At 62.4% G+C, this 24,468-nt stretch carries 26 protein-coding genes and 1 pseudogene; 11 read left to right on the top strand and 16 right to left on the bottom strand.

Going from position 1 to position 24,468, the window contains the following annotated elements; all coding sequences use genetic code 11:
- Nucleotides 1-30 precede the first annotated feature (30 nt).
- From GYM54_RS09520 to ytfE, 4 genes are all read right to left on the bottom strand, one after another.
- The gene (locus GYM54_RS09520) at nucleotides 31-222 is read right to left on the bottom strand and encodes a DnrP protein (RefSeq protein ID WP_197445828.1); all 192 of its coding nucleotides are present in this window, start codon (nucleotides 220-222) and stop codon (nucleotides 31-33) included.
- Between the two features lie 123 nt (nucleotides 223-345).
- Nucleotides 346-1,029 carry a Crp/Fnr family transcriptional regulator gene (locus GYM54_RS09515; protein WP_197445827.1) on the bottom strand — a complete coding sequence of 228 codons (684 nt, stop codon included), beginning with the start codon at nucleotides 1,027-1,029 and terminating at the stop codon, nucleotides 346-348.
- Between the two features lie 163 nt (nucleotides 1,030-1,192).
- Nucleotides 1,193-1,705 carry a DnrO protein gene (locus GYM54_RS09510; protein ID WP_197445826.1) on the bottom strand — a complete coding sequence of 171 codons (513 nt, stop codon included), beginning with the start codon at nucleotides 1,703-1,705 and terminating at the stop codon, nucleotides 1,193-1,195.
- Nucleotide 1,706: 1 nt separating this feature from the next.
- On the bottom strand, nucleotides 1,707-2,378 hold the full coding sequence (ytfE, locus tag GYM54_RS09505; protein WP_197445825.1) for an iron-sulfur cluster repair protein YtfE: 672 nt from the start codon (nucleotides 2,376-2,378) through the stop codon (nucleotides 1,707-1,709).
- Nucleotides 2,379-2,536: 158 nt separating this feature from the next.
- On the opposite strand from ytfE, the gene norR reads away from it, so the two are divergent.
- From norR to GYM54_RS09480, 5 genes are all read left to right on the top strand, one after another.
- Nucleotides 2,537-4,066: a nitric oxide reductase transcriptional regulator NorR gene (norR, locus tag GYM54_RS09500; protein ID WP_131650844.1), complete on the top strand. Its 1,530-nt coding sequence runs from the start codon at nucleotides 2,537-2,539 to the stop codon at nucleotides 4,064-4,066.
- Nucleotides 4,067-4,188: 122 nt separating this feature from the next.
- Nucleotides 4,189-4,398: a hypothetical protein gene (locus GYM54_RS09495; RefSeq protein ID WP_131650843.1), complete on the top strand. Its 210-nt coding sequence runs from the start codon at nucleotides 4,189-4,191 to the stop codon at nucleotides 4,396-4,398.
- Between the two features lie 397 nt (nucleotides 4,399-4,795).
- Complete coding sequence (locus GYM54_RS09490; RefSeq protein ID WP_197445824.1) at nucleotides 4,796-5,791, top strand: peptidase U32 family protein; 996 nt, start codon at nucleotides 4,796-4,798, stop codon at nucleotides 5,789-5,791.
- 14 nt (nucleotides 5,792-5,805) lie between these two features.
- Nucleotides 5,806-6,696 carry a U32 family peptidase gene (locus tag GYM54_RS09485; RefSeq protein WP_197445823.1) on the top strand — a complete coding sequence of 297 codons (891 nt, stop codon included), beginning with the start codon at nucleotides 5,806-5,808 and terminating at the stop codon, nucleotides 6,694-6,696.
- Nucleotides 6,690-7,187, top strand: a complete 498-nt coding sequence (locus tag GYM54_RS09480) for an SCP2 domain-containing protein (RefSeq protein ID WP_197445822.1) — start codon at nucleotides 6,690-6,692, stop codon at nucleotides 7,185-7,187. The genes GYM54_RS09485 and GYM54_RS09480 overlap by 7 nt, the downstream gene beginning before the upstream one ends.
- Nucleotides 7,188-7,233: 46 nt before the next feature.
- Here GYM54_RS09480 and GYM54_RS09475 read toward each other — a convergent pair whose 3' ends face one another.
- Complete coding sequence (locus GYM54_RS09475) at nucleotides 7,234-7,629, bottom strand: putative zinc-binding protein (RefSeq protein ID WP_197445821.1); 396 nt, start codon at nucleotides 7,627-7,629, stop codon at nucleotides 7,234-7,236.
- A 96-nt stretch (nucleotides 7,630-7,725) separates the two neighbouring features.
- Complete coding sequence (locus GYM54_RS09470) at nucleotides 7,726-8,403, bottom strand: Crp/Fnr family transcriptional regulator (RefSeq protein WP_197445820.1); 678 nt, start codon at nucleotides 8,401-8,403, stop codon at nucleotides 7,726-7,728.
- 232 nt (nucleotides 8,404-8,635) lie between these two features.
- Here GYM54_RS09470 and GYM54_RS09465 point away from each other — a divergent pair, with 232 nt between their 5' ends.
- The 3 genes from GYM54_RS09465 to GYM54_RS09455 all read left to right on the top strand — a co-directional run bounded on the left by GYM54_RS09465 (nucleotide 8,636) and on the right by GYM54_RS09455 (nucleotide 11,671).
- A complete protein-coding gene (locus GYM54_RS09465; RefSeq protein WP_197445819.1) occupies nucleotides 8,636-10,651 on the top strand; it encodes a ribonucleoside triphosphate reductase in 2,016 nt (671 codons plus the stop codon).
- 163 nt (nucleotides 10,652-10,814) lie between these two features.
- Nucleotides 10,815-10,979: an anaerobic ribonucleoside-triphosphate reductase gene (gene nrdD, locus GYM54_RS09460; protein WP_181105014.1), complete on the top strand. Its 165-nt coding sequence runs from the start codon at nucleotides 10,815-10,817 to the stop codon at nucleotides 10,977-10,979.
- On the top strand, nucleotides 10,976-11,671 hold the full coding sequence (locus GYM54_RS09455) for an anaerobic ribonucleoside-triphosphate reductase activating protein (RefSeq protein WP_197445818.1): 696 nt from the start codon (nucleotides 10,976-10,978) through the stop codon (nucleotides 11,669-11,671). The genes nrdD and GYM54_RS09455 overlap by 4 nt, the downstream gene beginning before the upstream one ends.
- Nucleotides 11,672-11,989: 318 nt before the next feature.
- Here GYM54_RS09455 and GYM54_RS09450 read toward each other — a convergent pair.
- The 3 genes and pseudogenes from GYM54_RS09450 to GYM54_RS09440 form a co-directional block, all read right to left on the bottom strand.
- Nucleotides 11,990-12,331: pseudogene (locus GYM54_RS09450) on the bottom strand (hypothetical protein); the annotation flags it as partial.
- Nucleotides 12,330-13,172, bottom strand: a complete 843-nt coding sequence (locus tag GYM54_RS09445) for an oxaloacetate decarboxylase (RefSeq protein ID WP_181105010.1) — start codon at nucleotides 13,170-13,172, stop codon at nucleotides 12,330-12,332. The gene GYM54_RS09445 and the pseudogene GYM54_RS09450, both read right to left, overlap by 2 nt.
- Before the next feature lie 31 nt (nucleotides 13,173-13,203).
- Nucleotides 13,204-14,022, bottom strand: a complete 819-nt coding sequence (locus tag GYM54_RS09440) for an aminotransferase class IV family protein (RefSeq protein ID WP_181105008.1) — start codon at nucleotides 14,020-14,022, stop codon at nucleotides 13,204-13,206.
- Nucleotides 14,023-14,093: 71 nt separating this feature from the next.
- Between GYM54_RS09440 and GYM54_RS09435 the strand changes: the two genes are divergently transcribed.
- On the top strand, nucleotides 14,094-14,444 hold the full coding sequence (locus GYM54_RS09435) for a MerR family transcriptional regulator (RefSeq protein WP_131650833.1): 351 nt from the start codon (nucleotides 14,094-14,096) through the stop codon (nucleotides 14,442-14,444).
- 444 nt (nucleotides 14,445-14,888) lie between these two features.
- On the opposite strand, the gene GYM54_RS09430 is transcribed toward GYM54_RS09435, so the two are convergent.
- From GYM54_RS09430 to GYM54_RS09415, 4 genes are all read right to left on the bottom strand, one after another.
- Nucleotides 14,889-16,265 (bottom strand): 4Fe-4S binding protein, encoded by a 1,377-nt coding sequence (locus GYM54_RS09430; RefSeq protein ID WP_181105006.1) that lies wholly within the window; start codon nucleotides 16,263-16,265, stop codon nucleotides 14,889-14,891.
- Complete coding sequence (locus tag GYM54_RS09425) at nucleotides 16,262-17,119, bottom strand: FTR1 family protein (protein ID WP_181105004.1); 858 nt, start codon at nucleotides 17,117-17,119, stop codon at nucleotides 16,262-16,264. The genes GYM54_RS09430 and GYM54_RS09425 overlap by 4 nt, the downstream gene beginning before the upstream one ends.
- A 78-nt stretch (nucleotides 17,120-17,197) precedes the next feature.
- Entirely contained in the window at nucleotides 17,198-17,530 is a 333-nt protein-coding gene (locus GYM54_RS09420; protein ID WP_181105002.1) for a cupredoxin domain-containing protein, read from the bottom strand.
- Between the two features lie 14 nt (nucleotides 17,531-17,544).
- On the bottom strand, nucleotides 17,545-18,078 hold the full coding sequence (locus GYM54_RS09415; RefSeq protein WP_181105000.1) for an iron transporter: 534 nt from the start codon (nucleotides 18,076-18,078) through the stop codon (nucleotides 17,545-17,547).
- Between the two features lie 312 nt (nucleotides 18,079-18,390).
- Between GYM54_RS09415 and mdtD the strand changes: the two genes are divergently transcribed.
- The gene (mdtD, locus tag GYM54_RS09410) at nucleotides 18,391-19,800 is read left to right on the top strand and encodes a multidrug transporter subunit MdtD (protein ID WP_181104998.1); all 1,410 of its coding nucleotides are present in this window, start codon (nucleotides 18,391-18,393) and stop codon (nucleotides 19,798-19,800) included.
- Nucleotides 19,801-19,812: 12 nt separating this feature from the next.
- On the opposite strand, the gene GYM54_RS09405 is transcribed toward mdtD, so the two are convergent.
- The 3 genes from GYM54_RS09405 to GYM54_RS09395 form a co-directional block, all read right to left on the bottom strand.
- The gene (locus GYM54_RS09405; RefSeq protein ID WP_181104997.1) at nucleotides 19,813-20,025 is read right to left on the bottom strand and encodes a hypothetical protein; all 213 of its coding nucleotides are present in this window, start codon (nucleotides 20,023-20,025) and stop codon (nucleotides 19,813-19,815) included.
- A gap of 174 nt (nucleotides 20,026-20,199) precedes the next feature.
- Nucleotides 20,200-20,499, bottom strand: a complete 300-nt coding sequence (locus GYM54_RS09400; RefSeq protein ID WP_197445817.1) for a hypothetical protein — start codon at nucleotides 20,497-20,499, stop codon at nucleotides 20,200-20,202.
- A gap of 49 nt (nucleotides 20,500-20,548) precedes the next feature.
- A complete protein-coding gene (locus tag GYM54_RS09395) occupies nucleotides 20,549-21,556 on the bottom strand; it encodes a TerC family protein (RefSeq protein WP_181104995.1) in 1,008 nt (335 codons plus the stop codon).
- A 336-nt stretch (nucleotides 21,557-21,892) separates the two neighbouring features.
- On the opposite strand from GYM54_RS09395, the gene GYM54_RS09390 reads away from it, so the two are divergent.
- Nucleotides 21,893-24,466, top strand: a complete 2,574-nt coding sequence (locus GYM54_RS09390; RefSeq protein ID WP_231752244.1) for a mechanosensitive ion channel family protein — start codon at nucleotides 21,893-21,895, stop codon at nucleotides 24,464-24,466.
- Nucleotides 24,467-24,468: the final 2 nt, after the last annotated feature.

The raw sequence follows: 24,468 nt of genomic DNA, 5'->3' as shown, positions 1-24,468 counted from the left end.
GCTTCAGCCCACCATCCCCGCTTCCGGCCGCTAGAAAAGGTGCCGCGGCAGCCAGACGATCATCGCCGCGCAGAATACGGTGAGCCCGATACATAACCAGAAGAACTTGCGTTGGCGCCGTTCGCCAGCGGTGTCGGCGTGGGCGGGGAGGGGCATGCCGCAGTGGCTGCACTCGGCTTCTTTCGGTGGGTTGGGCTGCTGGCAGTACAGGCACAGGGGCATGGCGGTGTCCTCGTTACGTCGGGTCCAGCTTGCCACGCGTGGCGGTCGATTGAGGTTGACCGCAATCAACCGCCTGTCAAAGCCGCTGGCGCTGAGCCGAACGGCGCCGAGCCCCGTCTCCGATCACTCGAACTGTTCGAGACGCTGGGGGTCGAGAATGGTGATCTGACGGCCGTCCTGGGTGATGATCCCTTCGTCGATCAGGCGGCGGATGATCCGCGAAAAGGTTTCCGGCTGGATCGACAGGTGGCCGGCGATCAGCTGCTTGGCCATCGGCAGTTCGAAGCTGTTGCCGTCGGCCTTCAGACGCGCCAGCTGGGTCATCAGGTAGCGCACCACGCGGTGGGTGGCGTTCTTCAGTGACAGCGTTTCGATCTCGTTGATGCGCTGATGCAGCCGCACGCTCAGCTTGCCGAGCAGGGCGAAGGACAGCTTCTGGTTCGCTTCCAGCAGGCGCATGTAAGCCGTGTTGGAGAACCGATAGACCTGGCTCGGGCAAACGGCCTGGGCCGAGGCGACGTAGTTGGGCGTGTCCATCAGCATCATCGCTTCGGCAAAGGTCTGGCGATTGCCGATCACCTCGAAGACCTTCTCCTGGCCGTCCGGGGTCAGGCGGTAGATCTTGATCGCGCCGGAAATCACGAAGTAGAACGAGTGAGCCGGTTCGCCCTGATGAAAGAGGTTGTCGCCCTTGTCGAGATTGAGCAACTGGCTGGCACCCATCAGTTCGTCCATCTGCTGATCGTTCAGCGGTTCGAACAGATGGTGGCTACGGAGAATCTGGTTGTGTACGCGATGAAGCACCATGCAAGACATCCTGTTTTCTAATAGTTGGCCATCCGCAACCTGCCTGCTTGAGGCGGTAACGCGGCGCTGATTCGGTACTGAGCCTAGCGCAGCCGTTTGGCTCGAGTATTGATGCAGGCCAGTGTCCAGGTCGAACGGCGCTGGCGCTGCATCGCGGATCGTTTCAACGATCAGCAGTTGCCGATTCGCTCCAATGCGGCGCGGCGAACACGTCGGGGTAGCGGTGCAGCGTAGCCAGAACGAGCTGCGCGCCCTGTTCCTGCTCGGCAGTTTCGGCCAGTGCCTTGGCGCCCTTGAGCAAATCGGCCAGTAGACCATGCAGGGCGGCATCGGCTTGCTCGGTCAGCTCGCAGTGGGCGATCAGGAAGGAGACGTTGTCTTCGACCGCCGTCTGCAGCTGCTTCGCCGCCCGCGCGTCGATGGATGCCGAACCGTCCGGCAGTGCGACATTCACCGCTTCACGCAGCTGCGTCATGCCTTTGCGCAAGGCGGCGTCGGTCGGCCATTGCTGATCATGAATGGACGGTGCCGCAGCTGAGTGCCCGTCATGCCCGTGGTTGTGAGGGGTGGCGGCTTGTGCGCTGTCGACGACCAGATCGAGTGCCACGCCGCTGGCCAGTGCCAGCATCGACGCCATCGCCACGCCCCATGCCAAAGGTTGGATAACTGCTTTCATATCAGTGCGCCGCTGCGTTGACGAACAGGATGTTGTTTTCCAGATGGATGTGCTGCATCAGGTCGTTGCGTAGCTCCTCCAGCCCGCGATAGAGCGCGCGCCAGGTGTTGCAGGCGTTCGCCGGCGGGGTGATGTCGTGGGTCAGCTCGGCCAGGCGCTCCAGGGCGGCACCGTGCTGATCGTGCTCGTAGCGCATCACGGCGATCGGGCCCTGGGTTTGCGGCAACTGGATATTGCGTCGCAGCATCGGAAAGAGGATCTGCTCTTCCTTGAGCATGTGGCTTTCGAGTTCCTGCTGCATGGTCCACAGGTGCTCGGCCAGGCCGATCGGGCAGTCGGCCTTGTTGCCATGCACCTGCTCGACGCGGTTGGCCAGCCGAATCAATTCGGGAAACTGCTCGCGATGGCGCTCATGGAAGCGTTCGAGGACATAATCGATGAGCGTGCTGGCCGGCTCGCTCCGCCAATCCGGCTCGGCTGTCGGAGCGCTTTGCAGTGCGGCGAGTTCGCCGGCAATCGCCTCTGCATCAAGGCTGCGCTGCTGGGCTGCGTCGCGCAGTGGGGTATTGCCGCCGCAGCAGAAATCCAGCTTGTACTGGCGAAACACGCGCGTGGCGCCAGGAATGAGGCAGGCCAAGGTGCCCAGGGTTTGCTCAGTAAGCGCAGTCGTCATGGCGATGTTCCGTGTGGGTTGGCTGGATTAGGTTGACGGGACTAGCGCAAGCCTTGTGCCATGACGCGACTCATTGATTTTTAAGTTGAAAAAATCCGTGCTGGTGAAAATGACCTGAGCGGTTTAGGGTTTAAAAAACCTTGAGGGTATTTGTAACCATGATGGAAGAAGCGCTGCTGGCCGACCTCGTTACCGAATTGCCGAACGCCGTTCGCCTGCAACGGCTGGTGCATACGCTGCATGAGCGTTTTCGCTGTGGCGCGGTGGTGCTGCTGCGCCTGGACGAAGATACGCTGCGCCCGCTGGCGGCGGTGGGGCTGGTGCAGGAGGCCCTTGGCCGGCGCTTCGTCGTAGCCCAGCATCCGCGGCTCGCCGCCATTCTTTCGCAGCGCGAACCCGCTTGGTTCGAACCCGACAGTCGATTACCCGACCCCTACGATGGCCTGCTCGACGAGCATGTCGGCGAACCCTTGCCAGTGCACGACTGCATGGGTGTCAGCCTGTTCGTGGAAGGCAAGCTGTGGGGCGCGCTGACCCTCGATGCGCTGCACGCCGGCACCTTTGATGATGAGGCGCGGCGTGACCTGCAGCGCTATACCCTGGTGATCGAGGCGGCGATCCGCATTACCCGGCTGGAGCATGAGAATCGTGGCCTGCGCCTGGCCCGCAGCGATGTGCTGGAAACCACGCAGGTGCCGGGCGACGGCGAAATTCTCGGGCAGAGTCAGGTGATCGCCGAGTTGCTGCGCGAGCTGGAAGTGGTCGCCGACTCCGAACTGCCGGTGTTGCTGCTGGGCGAGACCGGCGTCGGCAAGGAGCTGTTCGCCCGCTGGCTGCATCGCCATTCGCGGCGCCGGAACAAGCCGCTGGTGCTGGTCAATTGCGCGGCATTGCCCGAATCGCTGGCCGAAAGCGAGCTGTTCGGCCATGTAAAAGGCGCGTTTTCCGGTGCGACCACCGATCGTCCTGGCCGTTTCGACGCAGCCAACGGCGGGACTTTGCTGCTCGACGAAGTGGGCGAATTGCCGCTGATCGTTCAGGCCAAGCTGTTGCGCACCTTGCAGAATGGTGAGATTCAGCGGCTCGGCGCCGACAAGCCGCGTCAGGTCGATGTGCGGATCATCGCCGCGACCAACCGCAACCTGCGCGAGAGTGTGCGTGACGGGCATTTCCGCGCCGACCTCTATCATCGTTTGTCGGTCTATCCGGCACCGATCCCACCGCTGCGCGAGCGCGGCAACGATGTGCTGATCCTGGCCGGTTATTTCCTCGAACTGAACCGCGCCCGGCTGGGCCTGCGCAGCATGCGCCTGTCACCCGCCGCGGAGCGTGCCCTGCTGGGCTATGCCTGGCCGGGCAACGTGCGCGAACTGGAACATGTGATCAGCCGTGCGGCGCTGCGGTTGCTCAGTCGTGGCGCGTCGCGCAGCGAAATTCTCACGCTTGAGCCCGACCTGCTCGACCTGGATAGCACGCAGTCCGCCTCGCTCGCGCCAGTCGCCGACCCGCAGCCGCTGCCAACGGAAGTCGAAATCGTCTCGCTGCGCGAAGCGGTCGATAACGCCCAGCGTCAGGCGATCGTCCGAGCACTAGAGGCCAGCGGTGAGAACTGGGCGCAGGCGGCTCGGTTGCTCGATGTCGACTCCAGCAACCTGCACAAACTGGCAAGGCGGTTGAAACTGAAGTAGCCGCCGGGCACGGGTTGGACCAAGGGCTGCGCACGCGTCGGACGCGTGCCGCCAATCGGCGCGAGTCGTCCCGATTGCCTGGTGGTCTAAGCTGCAGACCATTACCCATTAAGGAGATTTCCATGGCCCTGGACCATGACCAGTTCGACGCGTTGCTGACCGAGGCCCTGGCCCATGCGGAACGTGCAGCCAGCGAGAACAACCCGCAGCATTATCAACAGGCCTTCATCGCCAGCCTCCAGGCCATGCGGTTGTTGGCCGAAGAATCCGGTGCCTGGCGGCAGATGGTGGCGCGCGCCACGGAGGAGTTCGAAGGCGACGAGGGAATATAGAGGCCCGAGGCTGGACGGTCGTGTTCTTGCACTTGCGCCCTGATCACGCCCGCTCCTACGGTCAGCCGTAGGGTGAGTGCAACCCGCCATGCAGGGCTGAAGTCCCTACCTTTAGAGCTACAGATGCGCCATAGCTCACTGGTGGGCTGAAGCGGAACGCCACCCGGCCCACCCTACGAGTTGGAAGCTTGACGTTGCCTTTGTAGGGTGGGCTTTAGCCCACCGGTGGCGCTCAATATGTCGACGAATCATCCGCACTGCCGCGCCGCGGCTACCTTGACCTTCATCAATGCCGACTTCGGGTCGGCTACCTAGACTGCCGGCTTTCCGTCCTCCCTGGACGGGCGCCGTTGCCGCCGGCACGGCGCGCAATGTATCCGAACGTCTAGGAGTTGCCATGCACCTGGTCTGCCCGGCAGGAAGCCTGCCCGCGCTGAAGGCCGCCGTCCAGCAGGGCGCCGATGCCATCTATGTCGGTTTTCGAGACGACACCAACGCCCGCCATTTCGCCGGTCTCAATCTGGATGAGAAGCAGCTCGACAAGGGTCTGCAGCTGATCCGCGAAAAGCGCCGCCAGCTCTACGTCGCCGTCAATACCTACGCCCAGCCGCAAGGTTGGTCGCGCTGGCAGCGCGCGGTGGACCAGGCCGCCGACCTGGGCGTCGATGCGCTGATCGCCGCCGACCCCGGCGTGCTGGGCTATGCCGCCAAGCGCCATCCGCAGCTCAATCTGCATCTGTCCGTTCAAGGCTCAGCGACCAACGCGGCGGCGCTGGCCTTTTACCAACAGCGCTACAACATCAAGCGCGCCGTACTGCCACGGGTTTTGTCGCTCAAGCAGGTCAAGCAGGTCGCGGCCAGCAGCCCGGTGCCGATCGAGGTCTTCGCCTTCGGCAGTCTGTGCATCATGGCCGAAGGACGCTGCCATCTGTCCTCCTACCTCACCGGCGAGTCGCCGAACCTGTGCGGGGTCTGCTCGCCAGCCAAGGCGGTGCGCTGGAGCGAAGAGCCCGAAGGGCTGACCTCGCGCCTCAACAATGTGCTAATCGACCGTTATGCCGAGGGCGAATCGGCGGGCTACCCGACGCTGTGCAAGGGCCGCTTCTTGGTCAATGGCGAGCGCTTCCATGCGCTGGAAGAGCCCACCAGCCTGAACACCCTCGACCTGATTCCGGAGCTGGCCAGCATCGGCGTCACCGCCATGAAAATCGAGGGCCGCCAGCGCAGCCCGGCTTATGTCGAGCAGGTAACTCGCGTCTGGCGTGCGGCACTGGATGCCTATCTACAGGCGCCGCAGCGTTATGCCGTCCAGCCGGGCTGGCGCGAGGTGCTCGATGGCTTGTCCGAGGGTTCGCAAACGACGCTCGGCGCCTACCACCGGGCCTGGCAATGAACGAGGAGCCAACCATGAAACTCAGCCTCGGCCCCGTGCTGTTTTACTGGGATCGCCAGCGCACACTGGAATTTTATGCCGACATGGCCAGCACGCCGCTGGATGTCATCTATCTGGGCGAGACCGTCTGCTCCAAGCGCCGCGACATGGGGCTGGACGACTGGATCGGGCTGGCGCGTGAGCTGAGCCAGCAATCGACGGCGCAACTGGTGCTGTCCGGCTTGACGCTGGTCGAGGCGGCGTCCGAGTTGTCCGGCCTGCGCCGGCTCTGCGACAACGGTGAGTTGCTGGTGGAGGCCAACGACCTGGGCGCGGTGCATTACCTCTCCGAGAAACGCCTGCCTTTTGTCGGCGGTCCGGCATTGAATCTCTACAACGGCCATGCCCTGGCCGAGCTGGTCAGGAGCGGCATGCAGCGCTGGGTGCCGCCAGTGGAAATCTCCGGGGCGATGATCAGGGCTGCGCGCGCGCAGCTGTCACAGCTCGGTGTGCCGATTCCAGAGGTCGAAATCTTCGCCTACGGCCATCTGCCGCTGGCCTACTCGGCGCGCTGCTTCACTGCCCGTGCGGAAAACCGTCCGAAAGACGATTGCCAGTTCTGCTGCCAGAACTACCCCGAAGGCATTCCGCTGCTGAGCCAGGAAGGCGAGGCGCTGTTCACCATCAATGGCATCCAGACCATGTCGGCATCGGTCAGCAATCTACTGGCGGACTATCCGGCATTGGTGGAAAGCGGCGCTGACCTGTTGCGTCTGAGCCCGCGTGCTTCGGGTATGACCGAGGTGATCACGGCCTTCGATGCGGTGCGCAAGGGTGGGCTGCCACCGTTGGCCGTCGACGGCTGCAATGGCTACTGGCACGGCCAGCCAGGGATGCTGCGCGCAGAGGAGGCCGGACTATGCTGAAGCCGCGCGCGCACCTGTTGAAACTGGGCGAGCATCTGTTGCCACTGGCCGCGCGCACGCCATTCCTGCTGCAACGCTTGGCACTGGAACGCAGCCTCAACCAGCTCTTCGCCGAGCCGCTGGCCGAGGGCGCCTTCGAAGCGCTAGAAGGTCACTGGATGCGTCTGGAGGTCGTCGACCTCAAGCTGGCCTGGTGCCTGACCTGCGACCGACAGAAGCTGCGCATCGCCGAACAGGCGCCGGTGCAGGTGACCATTCGCGGCAACTGGCGGGAGTTCTTGCTGCTGGCCAGCCGTCAGGAAGATCCGGACACGCTGTTCTTCCGCCGCCGGCTGGTGATCGAGGGCGATACCGAGTTGGGGCTGGCGATCAAGAATCTGATCGACAGCCTCGACCCGGACATGCTGCCGCCCTGGCTGTGGAAAATTCTGCAGGGTGCCGGAGAAGAAGTGGCGCAGGCGGGTCGGGCGCAGCCTGCGGGCGTCTGCTGATCGAGTACTGCGCCGCTCCGGCAGCGGCGCAGAGGTGGGGGAATGGCTAGACCGAGTACAGCCGGGGACGCGGCTTCATGCGGTCGCTGGCGATGATGCTGCACATGTCCTCGAACAGCGCATCGGCTTCTGACTCGGAGCAGTCTTCACGATAGCGCTTGCGCAGGCCGTAGCTGCTGAGAGTGATATGCACATCGGCGATAACGTCGTGCTGCGCCAGACAGGCGCGTGCGCAATGCAGCGGGCAGCCGTCGATGGCCAGAATCGGTCGACCCGAGTTGGCCTTGTTGACCAGCGAACTGACCCGCCCGCCGACACCGGCAATGCATGACATCTCCGCCAGCCCGGCACGGTCGAGGCGCACCGCGAGGGTGTTGGCCAGCTGCGCCACGTTGGAGCAGCCCGAGCAGGAATAGACCAGTGGAAGTGACGGCGTCGACATGGCGTTCTCCAGTTCGGTAAGACGATTGTCAGTATCGCGGCCGGGGCGGCTGGCGCCTTTGACGATCATCAAGAAGCTGAGGCGATCGGTCGCAGGTCACTCCTGATAGGCGGCCAGGCCCTGGCTGTCGAGAATCTCGATGCGCCGGCGCTGCACGCTGATCATTCCCGATTCGATCAGCCGATGCAGGATGCGCGAAAAGGTTTCCGGCTGGATGCCCAGCTTGGATGCGATCAGGCGCTTGGGCACGTCGAGCGTGACGACGCCGCTGTCATCTTCCTGCGACTGGTAGAGAAAGCGCACCACGCGATGGCTGGCATTAGCCAGAGTCAGGGTGTCGATCTCGTTCATGCGCTGGTGCAGGCGGATGCTCAGGGTGGCGAGGATGTCGAGGCAGATGCTGGGGTGTTCTTCCAGCATGCGGCGGTAATGCTGGCCGTGCAGGCTGGCGACCAGGCTGGCCTTGAGCGCCGTGGCACTGACCGGGTAGTTCGGCGTGCCGGTGAACAGCAGCGCTTCGGCGAAGGATTCACCACTGCGGATCACCTCTACGAGTTTTTCCTGGCCATCGCAGACCACGCGATGCAGCTTCACCTGACCACTGAACAGGAAGTAGAAGCGCTCGGCCTTGTCGCCCTGGTGAAACAGCGAGGCGCCGGCCGACAGTCGCTTGAGATTGGCCGACGCACAAACCTCCTGCAGAGCCGCCTCCGGTAGGCGGCTGAACAAGTGGTGGCGGCGAAGCTCCGCAACAAGTGTCGTTTCGCTGAGCATGGTTCCTCCGCCGGTACGAGTCCGGGATTGTTCGAGGTTGCATCCTATGAGTCTGGGTAATGGACCTTCCTTGATCACGGACAAGATCCCCGGCCGGGAGCGATCCGTCGGCTTTCGAAAACAGCTTGGGCGAATTGACGATGGTCAATTCGCTTCCGAGCCCAAGCCTCTAAATTTCACATCATATTGTGTTCAGTAATTTGTTTTTAACTAGATATGGTGTGGAGGCGTAATGCCTGGGGTTGACGAGAAGAATCGCCCCGTCTCGCTACGCAAGCGTGACGGGCGGCTGGTGACGTTCGAACTGGACAAGATCGGTGCGGCGATCGCGGCGGCGGGTCTCGCCACTGGTGAGTTCGATCAGGCCACTGCGCGGCTGCTGGCCGCCGAGGTGCTGGCGCGATTGCCGCAACGCGTGGTGGAAGTGGAACAGGCGCAGGACGCCGTCGAGCGCGTGCTTATGGAGGCGGGGCATTACGCCACGGCTCGCGCGTACATCGTCTACCGCGAGCGGCATGGGCGGCTGCGTCGCGACCGCAAGGCCATCGTCGATGTTGCCTCCTCGATGAACGAGTACCTGTCGCGCGAGGACTGGCGCGTGCGCGCCAACGCCAACCAGGGCTATTCGCTGGGCGGGCTGATTCTCAACGTGTCCGGCAAGGTCACGGCCAACTACTGGCTGGACGAGGTCTACAGTCCGGAGATCGGCACCGCACATCGCGAGGGCGACCTGCACATCCACGACCTCGACATGCTTGCCGGCTACTGCGCCGGCTGGTCGCTGCGCACCCTGCTCAACGAGGGTTTCAACGGTATTCCCGGTCGGGTCGAGGCGGGGCCGCCGAAGCATCTGTCCAGCGCGCTGGGGCAGATGGTCAATTTCCTCGGCACGCTGCAGAACGAGTGGGCTGGCGCCCAAGCGTTCAGCTCCTTCGATACCTATCTGGCGCCTTTCGTGCGCAAGGACAACCTGAGCTACGGCGAGATTCGCCAGGCCATCCAAGAGTTCATCTACAACCTCAACGTGCCGTCGCGCTGGGGTACGCAGACGCCCTTCACCAACCTGACCTTCGATTGGGTCTGCCCGGAGGATCTGCGCGAGCAGGTTCCCTATATCGGCGGTGAGGAAATGCCCTTCGCCTATGGCGACCTGCAGGCCGAGATGGAGCTGATCAACCGCGCCTATATAGAAGTCATGCAGGCCGGCGACGGTCTGGGCCGGGTGTTCACCTTCCCGATCCCGACCTACAACATCACCCACGGCTTTCCCTGGGACAGCGAAAACGCCGACCGCCTGTTCGAGATGACGGCGCGCTACGGCTTGCCGTACTTCCAGAACTTCCTCAACTCGGACATGCAGCCCAACCAGGTGCGTTCCATGTGCTGCCGCCTGCAGCTTGACGTGCGCGAGCTGCTCAAACGTGGCGGCGGGCTGTTCGGCTCCGCAGAGCAGACCGGCTCGCTCGGCGTGGTGACCATCAACTGCGCGCGCCTGGGCTACCTGCATCAGGGCGATCGCCGCGGATTGTACGAACACCTCGATGCGCTGCTGGAAATGGCCAAGGAAAGCCTCGAGGTCAAGCGCAAGGTCATCCAGCATCACATGGATGCCGGGCTCTATCCCTATACCAAGCGCTACCTGGGCACGCTGCGCAATCACTTCTCCACCATCGGCGTGAACGGTCTGCACGAGATGGTGCGTAACTTCACCGAGGACGCCGAAGGCCTGCAAACACCGGCCGGCCGTGCCCTCGTCATTCAGCTGCTGGACCATGTGCGGGCGGTGCTGGTGCGCTTTCAGGAAGAAACCGGCCACCTCTACAACTTGGAGGCGACGCCGGCCGAAGGCACTACCTACCGCTTCGCCAAGGAAGACCGCAAGCGCTTCCCTGACATCCTGCAGGCGGGTACGGCCGAGGCGCCGTACTACACCAACTCCTCGCAGCTGCCGGTGGGCTTTACCGACGATCCATTCGAGGCGCTGCAACTGCAGGACGAACTGCAGACCAAGTACACCGGTGGCACCGTGTTGCACCTGTACATGGCCGAGCAGATTTCCTCGGCCCAGGCCTGCAAGAACCTGGTGCGCAAGGCGCTCGGTCGTTTCCGTCTGCCTTATCTCACTGTCACCCCGACATTCTCCATCTGCCCCGTGCACGGCTACCTGAGCGGCAAGCACGAGTTCTGTCCCAAGTGCGACGAGGTTCTGCTGGCCAACGCGTCGGCGGATTGCGGCTGCACGGCCTGAGTTCGTGGCGAGATGGTTCAAAGATGGTTCCTACGCTCCTGCGTGGGTACCTGCAGCGGGACGCCTCGCGCCCCAGCGATGCGGAGCGTCATGATCGGTGTTCCCACGCAGAGCGCGAGGAACGAGCAATGTTTCACCCATCCGTTAGAAAAAGGAGCGACATTTGAAAGCCACCCAACTGCCCGAAGCCCAACGCCAGCGCTGCGAAGTCTGGACTCGTGTCATGGGTTATCACCGCCCGGTTACTGCGTTCAATCCCGGCAAGCAGTCCGAGCACCATGAGCGTCAGCATTTCACCGAGGCGGCCGCCCGGGTAGCCGCGGCGTGACGGCAAGCCTGCGGGTCGGGGGGCTGCTCCCCCTGACCACTCTGGATTTTCCCGATCATCTGGCCTGCGTGCTGTTCTGCCAGGGGTGCGGTTGGCGCTGTCGCTATTGTCACAACCCGCAGCTGATCCCCGCATGCGGCGCGCAGGAAACCTCCTGGGAGGAAATTATCGGCTTCCTGGAACAGCGCGCCGGCCTGCTCGAGGCGGTTGTCTTCAGCGGTGGCGAGCCGACGCTGCAGCTGGCATTGCCCGACGCCATTGCCCAGGTACGCGCCATGGGTTTCAAGGTCGGCCTGCACAGCGCCGGGATCAAACCCAAGCTGTTTCGCCAGGTATTGCCACTGGTGGACTGGGTGGGTTTCGATATAAAGGCCCTGCCGGAGCACAGCACGCTGATCACGGGTGTCGAAGGCAGCGGCGCTGCTAACTGGAAGAGTTTGGAGGCGTTGTTGGAAAGCGGCGTCGCCCATGAATGCCGCACGACCGTCCATTGGCAGTTGCTGGATGCCGAACGCCTTTGGGATATGGCGCAGCGCCTGCGCAAGCTGGGCGTCGAGCGCTTCGCCGTGCAATGCGTACGCACCGCCAGGATGCTCGACGAGACGCTCGCCGAAAGCTGCCCGCCGTACGATCAGCAGAAACTCTGGGATCGCATGGGGCAGCTGTTTCCGACGTTCGTCTTGCGTGGGTGACGAGATCTGACCGTTGCGGCATCGGTGGGCTGAAGCCCACCCTACGGATGACGACGCAGCCGAAGAGCTTGTACGAGGTGCCCGGTGCGCGGAGCGCACCCTACGAGGGCTTGAACCAATCTTCAGCAAAGTAGGGTGGGCTTCAGCCCACCATGTCGACAGCCGTCCGCCATCCGAGTGACAGAAAAACTGTTTTCGCCTTGCCGTCTTTCTGCTTTTTGTCAGCCGTACCGTTGTGGCATCGGTGGGCTGAAGCGGAGTGCCGCCCGGTCCACCCTACGGTGATGACGCAGCCGCAGTGAGAGGCCGGCTCCGTGCTCAGCTCCAGCCCCAGAACTGCAGATACCAACCATAGCCGACGACTGCGGTGCCCAGACCTACGCTGGCAAAGGCGGTCAGTCGGCGCAGGCCGTTGGCGCCGTGGCGGCTGATGACCTGCCATGCCAGAAGAGGCTCTAGGTGACCGCGCCGGCCGGCATCCGTATTGCGCGGGCGAGTCAGGGCCTCTTCGGTGTGGATGAGGCCCGTAGGGTGCGTGACGAACCAGGGGCTGACCGTCCACTGGAACGCGCCCATCGCCAGCCCGATCATGCCGAACAGCAGCGTACTGACCCAATGACCCTGCTGCGGCTGCTCGCCGACGATGAGCAATCGGGTGTCATCGTGTATTCGTCGGAGCAGCGCCAAGGAAAATCTGATTGAGTGCCGCGGCCGTTGGTGAGCCTGGAAAAGCATCGAACCGGCCATTTGCCAGAGCCTGAGCTGCGTTATGAAAGCCATTCCATGCCGCGCGTGCCAAAGCTCCGCCAACGCTGATTCGTCTGACTCCCAGGTCCGATAGCTCGCTCACCGTTAGTTCACTATTCCAACCAATCAGCATGTTGACGGGTTTTGGCGCCACGGCCAAGACGACAGTCGCAATCTCATCGAGGGTTCTGATCCCAGGCGCATACAGGCAGTCGGCACCCGCTTCGGCATAGGCTTGCAGACGTCTGATCGTGTCCGGAAGATTGGGGCGCCCCACAAAGAAGTTTTCCGCACGAGCGACCAAAAGCGTGTTGGTGCCGCTTGCATCGATTGCCTTGCGTGCCGCGCGGATGCGCTCCACCGCCTCTTGAATATCCCGGAGTGGTGCCCGCGTATCGCCCGTTGAGTCTTCGATTGAGAAACCGGCCACCCCGGTTGCCACGACGAGCTGTACGCTTTCGAAAACGTCGCTGGGTGCTTCGCCGAACCCGCTTTCGAAGTCCGCGTTGATTGGCAGATGAGTGGCCTGCACCATGCTCCGTACGTGTTCCAGAACGGCATCGCGCTTCATATATCCGTCCGGCTTCGCGCAGGACCAGGCGTGGCCGGAACTCGTCGTCGCCAATGCCTTGAATCCCATGCCTGCAAGCAGCTGCGCGCTGCCGGCATCCCAGGGATTGGGCAGCACGAAGCATCCGGACTCATGCAGCTTCCAAAACGAATCGCGCTTTGCGGATACAGTTGGGACGATCATAAGAACTACCTTTCGTTGCCATGCGGCTGGGTCAGGGAACAACGAATGCTGGTTCAGCCTGGTAAGCGTTGTGAAGCAAATCCATGAACGGCTTCGATTCTTCGATGGCGCTGGGTCCAATAGCCGTAACCGCTACCCCGGGTGTCCAAGAATTCATAATTGCAGCCCCTGAAAAATTCGCCACATCGGCGGGTTTGATTTCTTCATGACGCTGCGGAACATCAAGGCGGGTTAATTGGCGCTGAATTATTCCCATCATAGTGCCCGTCAATATCTGCGCCTTGGGCCAAACGACGGAGCGACCATCCCAAAAAACAAGATTCCAGATCGTCGCCTCACTTAACCTGCCGTGCCGATCGGTAAACGCGGCGTCATCGAAGCCCTGCTCGATAGCGCGGTGCAAGTAGTAGGTCTTCGCGCCCTCGCCGACGTGTTTGATAGCTGGGAGAAACCTTTCATGCTCCACGATGCCAAGGCGCACCGGACCTGACGGGCCGTCGGACGGCAGGCCTGTGCGCACAAGAATGGCGGGCTCCGCCTCGATGCTCCTGGCGGTGAACTCCCCGTCTGGAGAATAAACCGTGACAGTGAGCGACTGATCCTCCGGTCCATTTGCAAGCGCAGGACGGATACTCCGAAGCACGTGCTCATCGGGCAGCGCCATGCCAAACAACCTGAGCGTAGCTTGCTTCAGGCGGGTCATATGTAGATCCAATCCCTTGACCTTCCGATTTCGGACTTGCATGGCGGTAAAATGCGCAAACCCCGAGAAAGCCAGAGGCATCATGTCATCAGCAGTTGCTGGCGCACCGTTGATGAGTGTCGGGTAAGTAGCGGCTTGGACAGACATTGCGTTGCTCCTGCGGTTTTGATTGGGAGCACGCAGTCTAGAACCTGACAGCACTGTTAGAGTCAAGGCCTATGAAGATCGGAGAACTATCCAGGCGTAGCAACGTGAGTATTCGAATGCTTCGCTATTACGAAGCGCAGGGCCTTCTCAAGCCCCACCGCACGGAAGGCGGATTTCGCGAATACGGTCCGGTTGACGAGCAAACGGTTGAGCGGATCAAGCTTCTGGGCTCTGCAGGGATGACGCTTGCGACGATCAGGCAGTTCGCGCCTTGCCTGCGAGGGGAGAGTCTGGTCTTCGAACCATGCGATGAGCTGCGCACAACGCTACGTGACCAATTGGATCTCATCGACCAGAAGGCCAACAAGCTGATGCAAACCCGCAAGGTGCTCAAGAAATTTCTGCGTGACGTTGAGTCATGACATCCGAACATGCGTGTCTTCCTAATATCCGCCGCTGGACGAGTGCAGTCGCTCGACTCTCAACGCCTACCTCACTTCACCGCTCCGCCGAAAACTCGCCCGATAGTCCGTCAGCTTCAGACGCACGTGCTGGCTCATATCGCCGCTGAGCATACACAGGCGTGGCCTCTCTTAAACTGAACACCCCATGCAGGTAGAACTGCTCGCCGGCTTCCTTGGAGAAGGCCAGTTCGTTTTGGCTGACCAGAAATGACGAACCCACCCGTTACCGCGATCTTCCATGTCCTTCGTTTTGCGAAGGTGAGCAGGAGATCGGACCGTTGTGGCATCGGTGGGCTGAAGCCCACCCTACAGGTGAGCACGTAGCCGCGAAGTAGGGTGGGCCGGGCGGCGTTCCGTTTCAGCCCACCCTTCTATGCCAGGGCGCACAGGCCCGCGCCGAGCTCAGTTCCAGCCCCAAAACTGTAGATACCAGCCATAGCCGACGACCGCGGTGCCCAGGCTCACGCAGGCAAAGGCGGTCAGGCGGCGCAGGCCGTTGGCGCCGTGACGGCTGATGACCTGCCAGGCCAGATACAGGCTCCAAGCGATGGCACCGGCCAGAAGCAATGCGCGGGTTGGCTGCGCCCAGGCGAGGATGAAACCTTCATAGCGCAGCAGCTTGATGGTCGTCGCCGAGAGGCCGAGAAACAGTCCGGCGCCGCCCAGGGGCGTCAATGTCAGCGCCAGGTGGTGGAACAGGTTATCGCCCCGGTTCATAAGCCGTACCGCGCCACGCAGCAACAACCAGAGCGCACCGCCGATCAGCAGCGAACTGGCGCCAATGTAGGTGAGGATCGCCGCGCCATCGAGCCAGCTGAAGGCATCGTTGGCCTGCGGGTAATGCGTCAGCAGCCACCAGGGCGCGTTGGCTTCGAGCGGCCAGAAGATGTCGCGGTCGACCAGCCATTCGGCGGCGGTCTGCTTGAGCGTGATGAACCAGGGACTGACCGTCCACTGGAACGCGCCCATCGCCAGCCCGATCATGCCGAATAACAGCAAGGTACTGTCCCAATGACCCTGCTGCGGCCGCTCGCCGACGATGAGGATTTCCTCGTTGGGCGAACGTGCGCTCAGCGCGACGGCACCGCGTTGACCGCTGCATCGACCGCAGGCGTGGCAGTCGCTGTTGCCCTGCATGCGGCGGATGTCGATCAGCGGCGCGCAGTTGGGGGTAGGCAGGTGCGGCGCCTGATTGGCCTGCCAGCGTTCCTCGTCCACCTTGTAGTGGACCGGCGCAAGGCGCGCCAGCAAGTTGAACACACCGCTTACCGGGCATAGATGCTTGCACCAGATTCGCTTGCCTCTTCCATAAAGGTAGCCAACCAGCATCGCCGCCACGGTCGAACCGCCGAGAATCAGCGCCGCGGCCCGGCCATAGTCATACACGCTGATCAGCTGGCCGTAGACGGTGGTCAGAATGAACGCGACGGTTGGCCAGCCGCTCCAGCGTATCCAGCGTGGCGTGCCCTTGTTCAGTCCGCGCCAGCTGATCCATTCGCTGAGCGAGCCTTCCGGGCAGAGCACGCCGCACCAGAGACGACCGAAGAACACCATCGACAGCAGCACGAAAGGCCACCACAGCCCCCAGAACAGGAACTGGGCGAACACCGTGATGTTGTCGAGCATGCGCGCCTCGGAAGGCGGCAGCGAAAGAGCGGCAGGCACCAGCAGCAGGACCAGATAAAAGCCGACCACCAGCCATTGGATCAGGCGGATGGCCTGGGCATGCTGGCGCAGCAAATCGCCGATGCGCGCCAGCCAGGGAGCGTTGGTGATCATGCGGTGCGGGCCTCCAGACGAGCCTCCGGTTTCGGTCGCAACCAGGCCCAGACGGCCAGCCAGTACAACCCCATCAGCACCACGGCCGCCAGTGACGGCATGGCGCGGTAGCCAGTCAGCCCCGCGACGGTGCTGCCTAGGGTGCCGCCGTCATCGAGCAGGGCGGAGGTGTCCCAGAGCGGATCGCCAAAGACGCTGTAGAACACTTCCGGTATATCCATGCCCATCAACTGGCCGCTGAAACGGTCGAGCCCGGCCATGAGCAGGGCCGCACCCAGCAGCAGCAACAGGGCTTCGCTGACTTTGAAGAAATGCTTCCAGGAAAACAGCCGGCTGCCGGCTTGCAATGCGGCGTAGCTGAGCAGCGCGAGGATGAAGCCGAGCACGCCGCCGAGGACGAAGCTCGCCAGATCCGTGCCTTGCTGCTGATGGCCGATGCCATAGAGGAACACCACCGTCTCGCTACCTTCGCGGGCCACGGCGAGCATCGCCAGCACCAGTAGGCCGATACCGCTGCCCTGGCTCAGGTGTGCGCTGGCGCCTTCGATCAAGCTGCGCTTGAGGTCGCGTCCGTGATGGTGCATCCAGCCGACCATCTGCAGGATCAGCAGGCTGGCCACCAGCAGCATGGCGCACTGGAACCATTCGCCCGCCGGACCTGCCAGCCAGTCGCCAGCGCTGAGAATGCCCCAGGCCAGTAGCGTCGCCAGGCCGAGCCCGGCGGCCACACCACCCCAGAGCATGCGCAACGCATGGCGATTATCCGGTTGCTGGCTCAGCCAGGCATGCAAAATGCCGATGACCAGCAGGGCCTCGACGCTTTCACGCCAGACGATGAACATGGATTGGCCCATGGCGCTTCTCCTGTTGGGTGGCCTGATGGCGGGGTCGGTCTGTCGAGATCGAGACCCTGGCCGTGCAGACCACAGGGACTACTTGGCGATGATTTCCCCTTCGGGAAGATCCATGTGGAACTCGTCGAAGAAGGGGTAACGGCCCGGTTTCAGAGGGTGAATTACGACGAACGAGGTGACGCCGGCCGAGAGGACCTTTTCCACCCGTAGTGGCGTGCTTTCGAATTCGCTCGGTCCGCTGCCGGCGTTGTTGATGATGATCTTGAAGCGCTGCCGGGCCGGCACCTCGAGGGTTGCCGGCTCGAAATGGCCGTCGCGGATGGTCAGTTCGTAGGTGGGCAGGCCGGCGTGGGCGCCGCCGGCAAAGCCGACGACGAACAGGGGCAGCAGGTGCAACAGGACGCGTCGCATGGCTGGCCTCCGGCTCAATAGCCGCCTTTCTTGCCGATACCGGCGTAGGTGAACTCGTAGTTCAGCTCGCAGCGTTCGAACCAGGGCGCGACGCCGGTTTCCTTGTCGACGTGGCGACCGAACATGGTGTGACCACCGCCCGGCGGCAGGATGGTGAAGGTCAGTTGGTACTTGCCGGGCCCCATCAGCTTGACGTTGTCACCGTAATGCGGGCCGTCATTGGCCACCATCGGGTGGAAGTCGCCTTCGATCTTCTCGGCCGAGCCTTTCTTGCTCAGCGAATATTTGATGTTCAGGTAGGGCACGAAGCTGCCTTCCTGCCAGCCGTTGCGGTTGTCTTCGGTGGCGGCAATGTCGGCTTCCAGATGGACGTCGGATTCGGCTGTGGCGCGCATCATGCCGGCCGGCTCCATTTCCACCGGCTGCAGGTACACCGCGCCGACTTCCATACCGCCGCATTGCTGCGGTTCACCGATGGGGTATTCCTTGGCTTGGGCGAGGGGCGTCAGCATCAGTGATGCGATGGCGAGGGTAACGGGAATACGCATGTAGCCTCCGTGAGGAGCGTTATGAATGACGAAGCAAGACTCGCATCCGCAAGGCTTAACGATAATGATTCGCGTCAATTCTGAAGGAAATACTTTGTTACGTATAGAGTGGCGCGCGTCATAGTTATGCCGCCGTGATGGCTCAAGCGCGCGGCTGACCTGCGCTGGCAGCATCCCGCTGCGTTGAGTTGTCACACCCCTTGCGGCCGATCGTTGAAGGCATTGCGCAGACCGGCTGACCCCCGTGCTCGGAAATTTCTGCGAGTTCTCCGAGGCGCGGCCTACCATGTGCTTTTCGAATCAGGGGAGCCTATGCAAACCGTTGTGCTGGACGCCCGAACCGCCCGTGTACTGCCTTGGCTGGTTGCCATCGCATTCTTCATGCAAACCCTCGACGGCACCATCCTCAACACCGCGTTGCCGGCTATGGCGCGGGATCTGGCCGAAGATCCGCTGCGCATGCAAGGCGTGGTTATCGCTTACATGCTCACCGTGGCACTGTTGATACCGGCGTCGGGCTGGTTGGCGGATCGCTTCGGCACTCGGCGGATATTTTTCTCGGCGATCCTGTTGTTCACGCTTGGCTCGCTGCTCTGCGCGATGTCCACCAGCTTCAACCAGCTGGTGATCTCGCGGGTGATACAGGGCATGGGCGGCGCGTTGATGCTGCCGGTGGGGCGTTTGGTGGTGTTGCGTGCCTATCCGCGCAGCGAGTTCGTGCGCGTCATGACGTTCATCGCTCTGCCGGGCATGGTCGGTCCGCTGATCGGCCCGACTCTCGGCGGCTGGCTGGTGGAATACGCGTCCTGGCACTGGATCTTCCTGATCAACCTGCCGGTCGGCCTGATCGGCTGCATGGCCGCGTTTCGCTTCATGCCCGATCTGAAGAGCGCCGAGCGAATACGCTTCGACAGCTTCGGTTTCCTGCTTTTTGGTAGCGCGATGGTGCTGATCACCATCGCGCTCGAAGGGCTTGGCGACATGCACATGCCGCATGCACGCGTCCTGCTGCTCATCGTGATCGGCGCAGCCTGCCTGACGGCTTATTGGCTGCGTGCCGGACATGTCGACAAGCCGTTGTTCAGCCCGGCGTTGTTCCGCGTCCGCAGCTTTGCCGTGGGCATTTTCGGCAACCTGTTCGCGCGTCTGGGAAGCGGCGCATTGCCGTTCCTGCTGCCATTGCTGCTGCAGGTGGCGCTGGGCTATTCGCCGGCGCAGGCGGGCATGCTCATGATTCCATTGGCGCTCGGCGCCATGTTCATCAAGCCCTTGGCCAAACCGTTGATAGACCGTTTCGGTTATCGCCGCATCCTGATCGGCAACACGCTGCTGCTGGGCTCGCTGATCGCCAGCCTGGCGACGATCGATGCGCACACTCCGATGGTGCTTCTATTGCTGCACTTGAGCCTGATCGGGATGGTCAATTCCATGCAGTTCACCGCCATGAACACCGTGACCCTGGTCGGGTTGAGCAACCAGAACGCCAGCAGCGGCAACAGCCTGCTATCGGTGGTGGTGCAGCTGTCGATGAGCTTGGGTGTCGCTTCGGCGGGTGCGCTGCTGGGCGGCTTCACCGTACCTGGAGCCGATGGTGAGGCCGTGCTGCGGGCTTTTCATCTGACGTTTCTGTGCATCGGTACGATGTCGATGCTGGCGGCATCGCTGTTCTCTCAGCTCGACAGCAGGCGGGTCATGGCTGCTCGCCTCATCGATGAGGAATGAGCGAGCGTCAGATCAACCGATACACAGATCGGCTTCCTCTTCCTCGGGAATCTCGTCGGTCACAATCACCCGCGCGTGGTGGCTATCTTCGTCTTCCATGCGCAGGCCGAAGTAACGGGTGTCATTGGCATCCCAGAACGCTTCGACCTGATCCATCGTGGCGGCCTCGAGAAGGACCTCCAGGCTGTGTTCCAGGACGATCGTATAGAGTTTTTCAGCAGACATGATCAACAGGCTCGCGCTCGATTCGGGACAGTGGCTGCGCCATTGCAGCGGTGATGTCATTCTGACAGCTAACGGCTTCACCACAGCGCCCACTCATCGCCTTCCTGTTGTCATCCGCTGAACGGTTGATGTGTCACTGCCTTGCGGATGAGCAGCCAGAGCCATTGAACGAACTCATGTCTCGACGCCCTCGCCGGACCAGGCCGGCGGCGCCTCGGCTTCGCGCTCGGGCTTGTCGTTCGATGTTTCTTCTTCGGGCTGGCCGAGCAGCTCATTGGCCGACTTCTGCACCTGATCGATCTGCTCGTTGAACGCATTGACGGTATCGCTGACAGCCTTGCGCGCCAGTTCCTGCACGGCCTGCTCGGCCTTCTCCGTGATCTTCTGCGCCGATTCCTCGGCGACCTCGCAGCCGGCCAAGATTGAGCCGATCAAGGCCACTAGCGTCCGGGAAGCAATGGATGCTGGTTTCATGTGTTATCTCCAACGGTGATGAAAGCCCCGACAAGCCGGGGCGGTAGAGTTATGAATGGCGGTTCGTTTCGGTATCGGCGAGAGGCGGGTCGTTGCGGGTCTTCCACAGCGACAGCAGCACGCCACCGACCAGCAGGCCGACCGTAACGCTCAGGGAAATCGCCGGCGGAGTCTTGCCAATAATGCCGACCAGGAAGATCTTGCAGCCGATGAACACCAGCACCAGAGCCAGGGCGTACTTGAGGTAGGCGAAGCGATGAATCATCGCCGCCAGGGCGAAGTACAGCGCACGCAGGCCAAGGATCGCGAAGATGTTCGAGGTGTAGACGATAAACGGGTCCTGGGTGATGGCGAAGATCGCCGGCACGCTGTCCACCGCGAACACCAGGTCGGCACACTCGATCAGCACCAGCGCCAGGAACAGCGGTGTGGCCCAGACGACCATGCGGCCGCTGGCATCCGGCTGGCGCACGAAGAAACGCCCCTCATGCAGACCGTCCGTGACGCGCATGTGCCGACGCAAGAATTTCACCAACGTGTTTTCGGACAGATCCGGATGGTCATCGACCTTGCTGAACAGCATCTTCACACCGGTCAGCAGCAGGAAGACGCCAAATACATAGAGAATCCAGCTGAACTCGTGTATCAGCGCGGCGCCGAGGCCGATCATGATGGCGCGCAGCACGATCACGCCGAGAATGCCCCAGAACAGCACCTCGTGCTGGTACTTACGCGGGATGGCCAGGAAGCTGAAGATCATCGCCATGAGAAACACGTTGTCCATGGACAACGACTTCTCGATCAGAAAGCCGGTGTAGAAATCCATACCGGCGTCGCCGCCCTTGACCTGCCAGACCCAAAGGCCGAAGAGCAGGCCGGCCGTGATGTAGCCGGCGGACAACAACAGGCTTTCCCGGACGCCGATTTCGCGATGCTCACGGTGAAGCACCCCGAGGTCGAAGACCAGCAGGCTGATGACAACGGTGATGAAGACGAGCCACAACCAGGTGGCAGTGCCGAGGAACTCGGCCATGAAGAACGGTTCTAGGGTGCTCATGAGCCCCTCCTAAGTCGAAGTTGTACAAACTGCAACTCCGACATGGCAGCTGGGTAGCTGTCAGAGGGGCCCGGCGTCGCGGCGCTAATCTAGCAGGCGCCGTGTGCCGCTCAAGCAATCACTCATTGCAAGGTATTTCATCCTGACAGGCACTGGAGCTGTTGCTGTTTCAGCCGCTTACGCACCGTGACTACGCTGAACGGAGGGATGTACGCATTGCTTGAAACTCAGTGCCTCCCTAGATGCCCAATGCGAAGCGGTCACTGGGCTTATCGATCCAGTTCCTGTCTGGAACGCCAGTCCCGCTTCAGCCTACCCCAAGGTCCCATTCGACTCATGCATAGCTCACGTTCAAGATTTCTTAGTGTTCCGCTCATTGCCGCTCTGCTGCAGTTGGCTGCGCCGATGCAGGCGCAGGCGCAGAGTGATCCGTCGTTTCTGTCCGACGAGGTCTCTTCTCAGGATGCACGGCGTGCGGCCGAGGTGCTCCAGGATGAGGGGCGGCGCGCCGATGTTCTGGCGACGCTCAGAGTCATTGCGAACGACCAAACCGTGGTTGCGGCAGTAGATGGGACCGGTGCCGATGCCGATGGTGACGCGGCGCCGGCCGAGGCGCCGGTAGCGGCTGAACCAGAGCCGGAGCCGGTGATAACGCCTTTGGAGGAGGGCGGTCTGATAGCGCAGATGCTGGGGCAGGTCTCGCGTTGGGCCGATGGCCTTGGTCAGCAGGTGGGTCAGGTCAGGGACGCTCTGCTGGAACTGCCCGCGTGGTTCGATTCGATTTTCAGATCCCAGGCGGGCCGGGCATTGTTTGTCGATGCGCTGATCGCCCTGACGGTGGTGTTTTCCCTCGGTTTGCTTGTCGAGTGGGGCATGCGACGTTTACTGCGTAGACCCAGCATGGCCTTGCAAGAGCACGCGCGGGAGATCGAGGTGCGTGCGAGCGCTGCCGGGGCGGCTGAGCCTTCTCTACGTGTTCGGCAGCAGCCCGAGCAGATGGACGCCGAGCGTGCCGCCGCAGCGGCCGCGACCCAGCCTGAGCAGTCTGGCGTCGCACTGATGCAAACCATTCGAGACGGAGTCGAAAGGGTTGAGGCCATTCCTCTAGGCGGTTCCGAGCAGAAAGTTGCGGGGACCGCTGACGCGGGGCCGGCGATAGCCGGTGAAAGCGAAGAGTCGAAACCCGCTGCGGCAGAACCCAAGGGTCGGCATAACAGCAGCTTTGGCGACCATCGCGGTGCTCTGCGGCACTTGCCGTTCGCGCTTGGCATCTTTCTGCTGGATCTGTTGCCGCTGGTCTTGTTTTTCTGCGTTGCCGCGCTGGTCGCGCATCTTTACCCCAGCCTCGACGAGCGGACCCGCGAAGTCACCGGCGGGTTCGTTCTCGCTTACCTCTTCACCCGCTTCACCATGGCGGTGGTGCGCCTGCTGTTATCGCCGACGGGCTATGGCCTGCGAGTTTTCAGGGTAAGCGGAGAGACGTCGCGGCTGCTGAACAGCTGGGCGCTGTGCTTCGTGGCGCTGGCGGCTTTCGGTATCGCGCTGGCGGATGCGTTGCAGCATCTCGGCAGCGGTGCGGCAGGGCGCGCCGCTATCCTGAAATTCATCTCGCTGCTCGCCCATTTGATGATCGTCATGCTCATCTTCAAGCTGCGGCGGCCGGTGCGCGACGCCATCGCGCCCAAAGCGGGCAGCAGCGGGCCGCTCGTGCTGCTCCGCCGTTGGGCCGCGCAGGTCTGGGCCATCGCCGCCGCCGCGTTTGTGATGGGCCTGTGGGTCGTCTGGGCTCTCGGCGTTGAGAACGGGTTTCCGAAGCTGATCGAGTTCATCGGGTTGACCGGTGGCATCGTAGTGCTCGGCCGCCTGGCCGCGGTACTGGCGCTCGGTGCGCTGGAGCGGGCATTCGTCGGTGACCAATATGGTGATACCGATACTGCGCAAACATCAGATGGCGTGCGCAGCCGGTTGGTCGAGCAGCTGTATCCGCTGGTGCGCTGGCTCATGTCGGCGTTGATCGCCGTCTGTGTACTGGTCGCGCTCTTTCAGGCCTGGGGCTTCGATGCGATCAGCTGGTTCGCAGCGGGAACCATCGGCCGCAGCCTGGCCGGCGCCGTGATGACCATCGCGATTGCGGTGATCCTGGCATTGGTGGTCTGGCAACTGACCAATGCCGTGCTCGAGCGGCGTATCACCCGCTGGAGCGAAAGCGGGGAACTGATGCGGGCCGCGAGGCTGCGCACGCTACTGCCGATGCTGCGTACGGGGTTGATGATAGTAATTTTGCTGGTCGTCGGCCTGACCGCTCTTAGCGAGGTTGGCATCAATACGACGCCTCTGCTGGCGGGCGCGAGCATCATCGGCGTCGCCCTGGGTTTCGGCTCGCAGAAGTTGGTCCAGGACTTCATCACCGGCATTTTCCTACTGATGGAAAATGCCATGCAGGTGGGCGACTGGGTGACCGTCGCGGGCGTCTCCGGCACGGTAGAAAATCTGTCGATCCGCACCGTGCGGCTGCGCGCGGGCGACGGTTCGTTGCACATCGTCCCGTTCAGCTCGGTGTCCACGGTCAACAACACCAACCGCGGCATTGGCAATGCTGCGGTACGGATCAGTGTCGGCTACGACACCGACATCGACCAGGCGATCGCCGAGCTGAAGAGGATCGGCGCTGAGTTGCGTGCTGACCCGGCGTTCGCCGACCTGATCATCGACGATCTGGCCGTATGGGGCGTCGATTCGGTGGATGGCTCGATGGTGACGCTGGCTGGGCAGATGCGCTGTATCGACAAGGGGCGCTGGGGCGTTCAACGCGAGTTCAACCGGCGCATCTTCGAGCACTTCCGCGAGCTGGGCATTCAGATCGCCGATCCGCGCGAGCGTTTCATGATGGCGCAGGAGCCGACCGCCTAGTT

This window comes from Pseudomonas sp. MTM4 (assembly GCF_019355055.1).
GTDB lineage: Bacteria > Pseudomonadota > Gammaproteobacteria > Pseudomonadales > Pseudomonadaceae > Stutzerimonas.
This window is presented reverse-complemented; position numbering and strand designations above follow the sequence as displayed.

Coding starts and splice junctions, on each gene's coding strand:
- GYM54_RS09520 (WP_197445828.1), bottom strand. CDS start 222: ATGCCCCTGTGCCTGTACTGCCAGCAGCCCAACCCACCGAAAGAAGCC.
- GYM54_RS09515 (WP_197445827.1), bottom strand. CDS start 1,029: ATGGTGCTTCATCGCGTACACAACCAGATTCTCCGTAGCCACCATCTG.
- GYM54_RS09510 (WP_197445826.1), bottom strand. CDS start 1,705: ATGAAAGCAGTTATCCAACCTTTGGCATGGGGCGTGGCGATGGCGTCG.
- ytfE (WP_197445825.1), bottom strand. CDS start 2,378: ATGACGACTGCGCTTACTGAGCAAACCCTGGGCACCTTGGCCTGCCTC.
- norR (WP_131650844.1), top strand. CDS start 2,537: ATGATGGAAGAAGCGCTGCTGGCCGACCTCGTTACCGAATTGCCGAAC.
- GYM54_RS09495 (WP_131650843.1), top strand. CDS start 4,189: ATGGCCCTGGACCATGACCAGTTCGACGCGTTGCTGACCGAGGCCCTG.
- GYM54_RS09490 (WP_197445824.1), top strand. CDS start 4,796: ATGCACCTGGTCTGCCCGGCAGGAAGCCTGCCCGCGCTGAAGGCCGCC.
- GYM54_RS09485 (WP_197445823.1), top strand. CDS start 5,806: ATGAAACTCAGCCTCGGCCCCGTGCTGTTTTACTGGGATCGCCAGCGC.
- GYM54_RS09480 (WP_197445822.1), top strand. CDS start 6,690: ATGCTGAAGCCGCGCGCGCACCTGTTGAAACTGGGCGAGCATCTGTTG.
- GYM54_RS09475 (WP_197445821.1), bottom strand. CDS start 7,629: ATGTCGACGCCGTCACTTCCACTGGTCTATTCCTGCTCGGGCTGCTCC.
- GYM54_RS09470 (WP_197445820.1), bottom strand. CDS start 8,403: ATGCTCAGCGAAACGACACTTGTTGCGGAGCTTCGCCGCCACCACTTG.
- GYM54_RS09465 (WP_197445819.1), top strand. CDS start 8,636: ATGCCTGGGGTTGACGAGAAGAATCGCCCCGTCTCGCTACGCAAGCGT.
- GYM54_RS09445 (WP_181105010.1), bottom strand. CDS start 13,172: ATGATCGTCCCAACTGTATCCGCAAAGCGCGATTCGTTTTGGAAGCTG.
- GYM54_RS09440 (WP_181105008.1), bottom strand. CDS start 14,022: ATGTCTGTCCAAGCCGCTACTTACCCGACACTCATCAACGGTGCGCCA.
- GYM54_RS09435 (WP_131650833.1), top strand. CDS start 14,094: ATGAAGATCGGAGAACTATCCAGGCGTAGCAACGTGAGTATTCGAATG.
- GYM54_RS09430 (WP_181105006.1), bottom strand. CDS start 16,265: ATGATCACCAACGCTCCCTGGCTGGCGCGCATCGGCGATTTGCTGCGC.
- GYM54_RS09425 (WP_181105004.1), bottom strand. CDS start 17,119: ATGGGCCAATCCATGTTCATCGTCTGGCGTGAAAGCGTCGAGGCCCTG.
- GYM54_RS09420 (WP_181105002.1), bottom strand. CDS start 17,530: ATGCGACGCGTCCTGTTGCACCTGCTGCCCCTGTTCGTCGTCGGCTTT.
- GYM54_RS09415 (WP_181105000.1), bottom strand. CDS start 18,078: ATGCGTATTCCCGTTACCCTCGCCATCGCATCACTGATGCTGACGCCC.
- mdtD (WP_181104998.1), top strand. CDS start 18,391: ATGCAAACCGTTGTGCTGGACGCCCGAACCGCCCGTGTACTGCCTTGG.
- GYM54_RS09405 (WP_181104997.1), bottom strand. CDS start 20,025: ATGTCTGCTGAAAAACTCTATACGATCGTCCTGGAACACAGCCTGGAG.
- GYM54_RS09400 (WP_197445817.1), bottom strand. CDS start 20,499: ATGAAACCAGCATCCATTGCTTCCCGGACGCTAGTGGCCTTGATCGGC.
- GYM54_RS09395 (WP_181104995.1), bottom strand. CDS start 21,556: ATGAGCACCCTAGAACCGTTCTTCATGGCCGAGTTCCTCGGCACTGCC.
- GYM54_RS09390 (WP_231752244.1), top strand. CDS start 21,893: ATGCATAGCTCACGTTCAAGATTTCTTAGTGTTCCGCTCATTGCCGCT.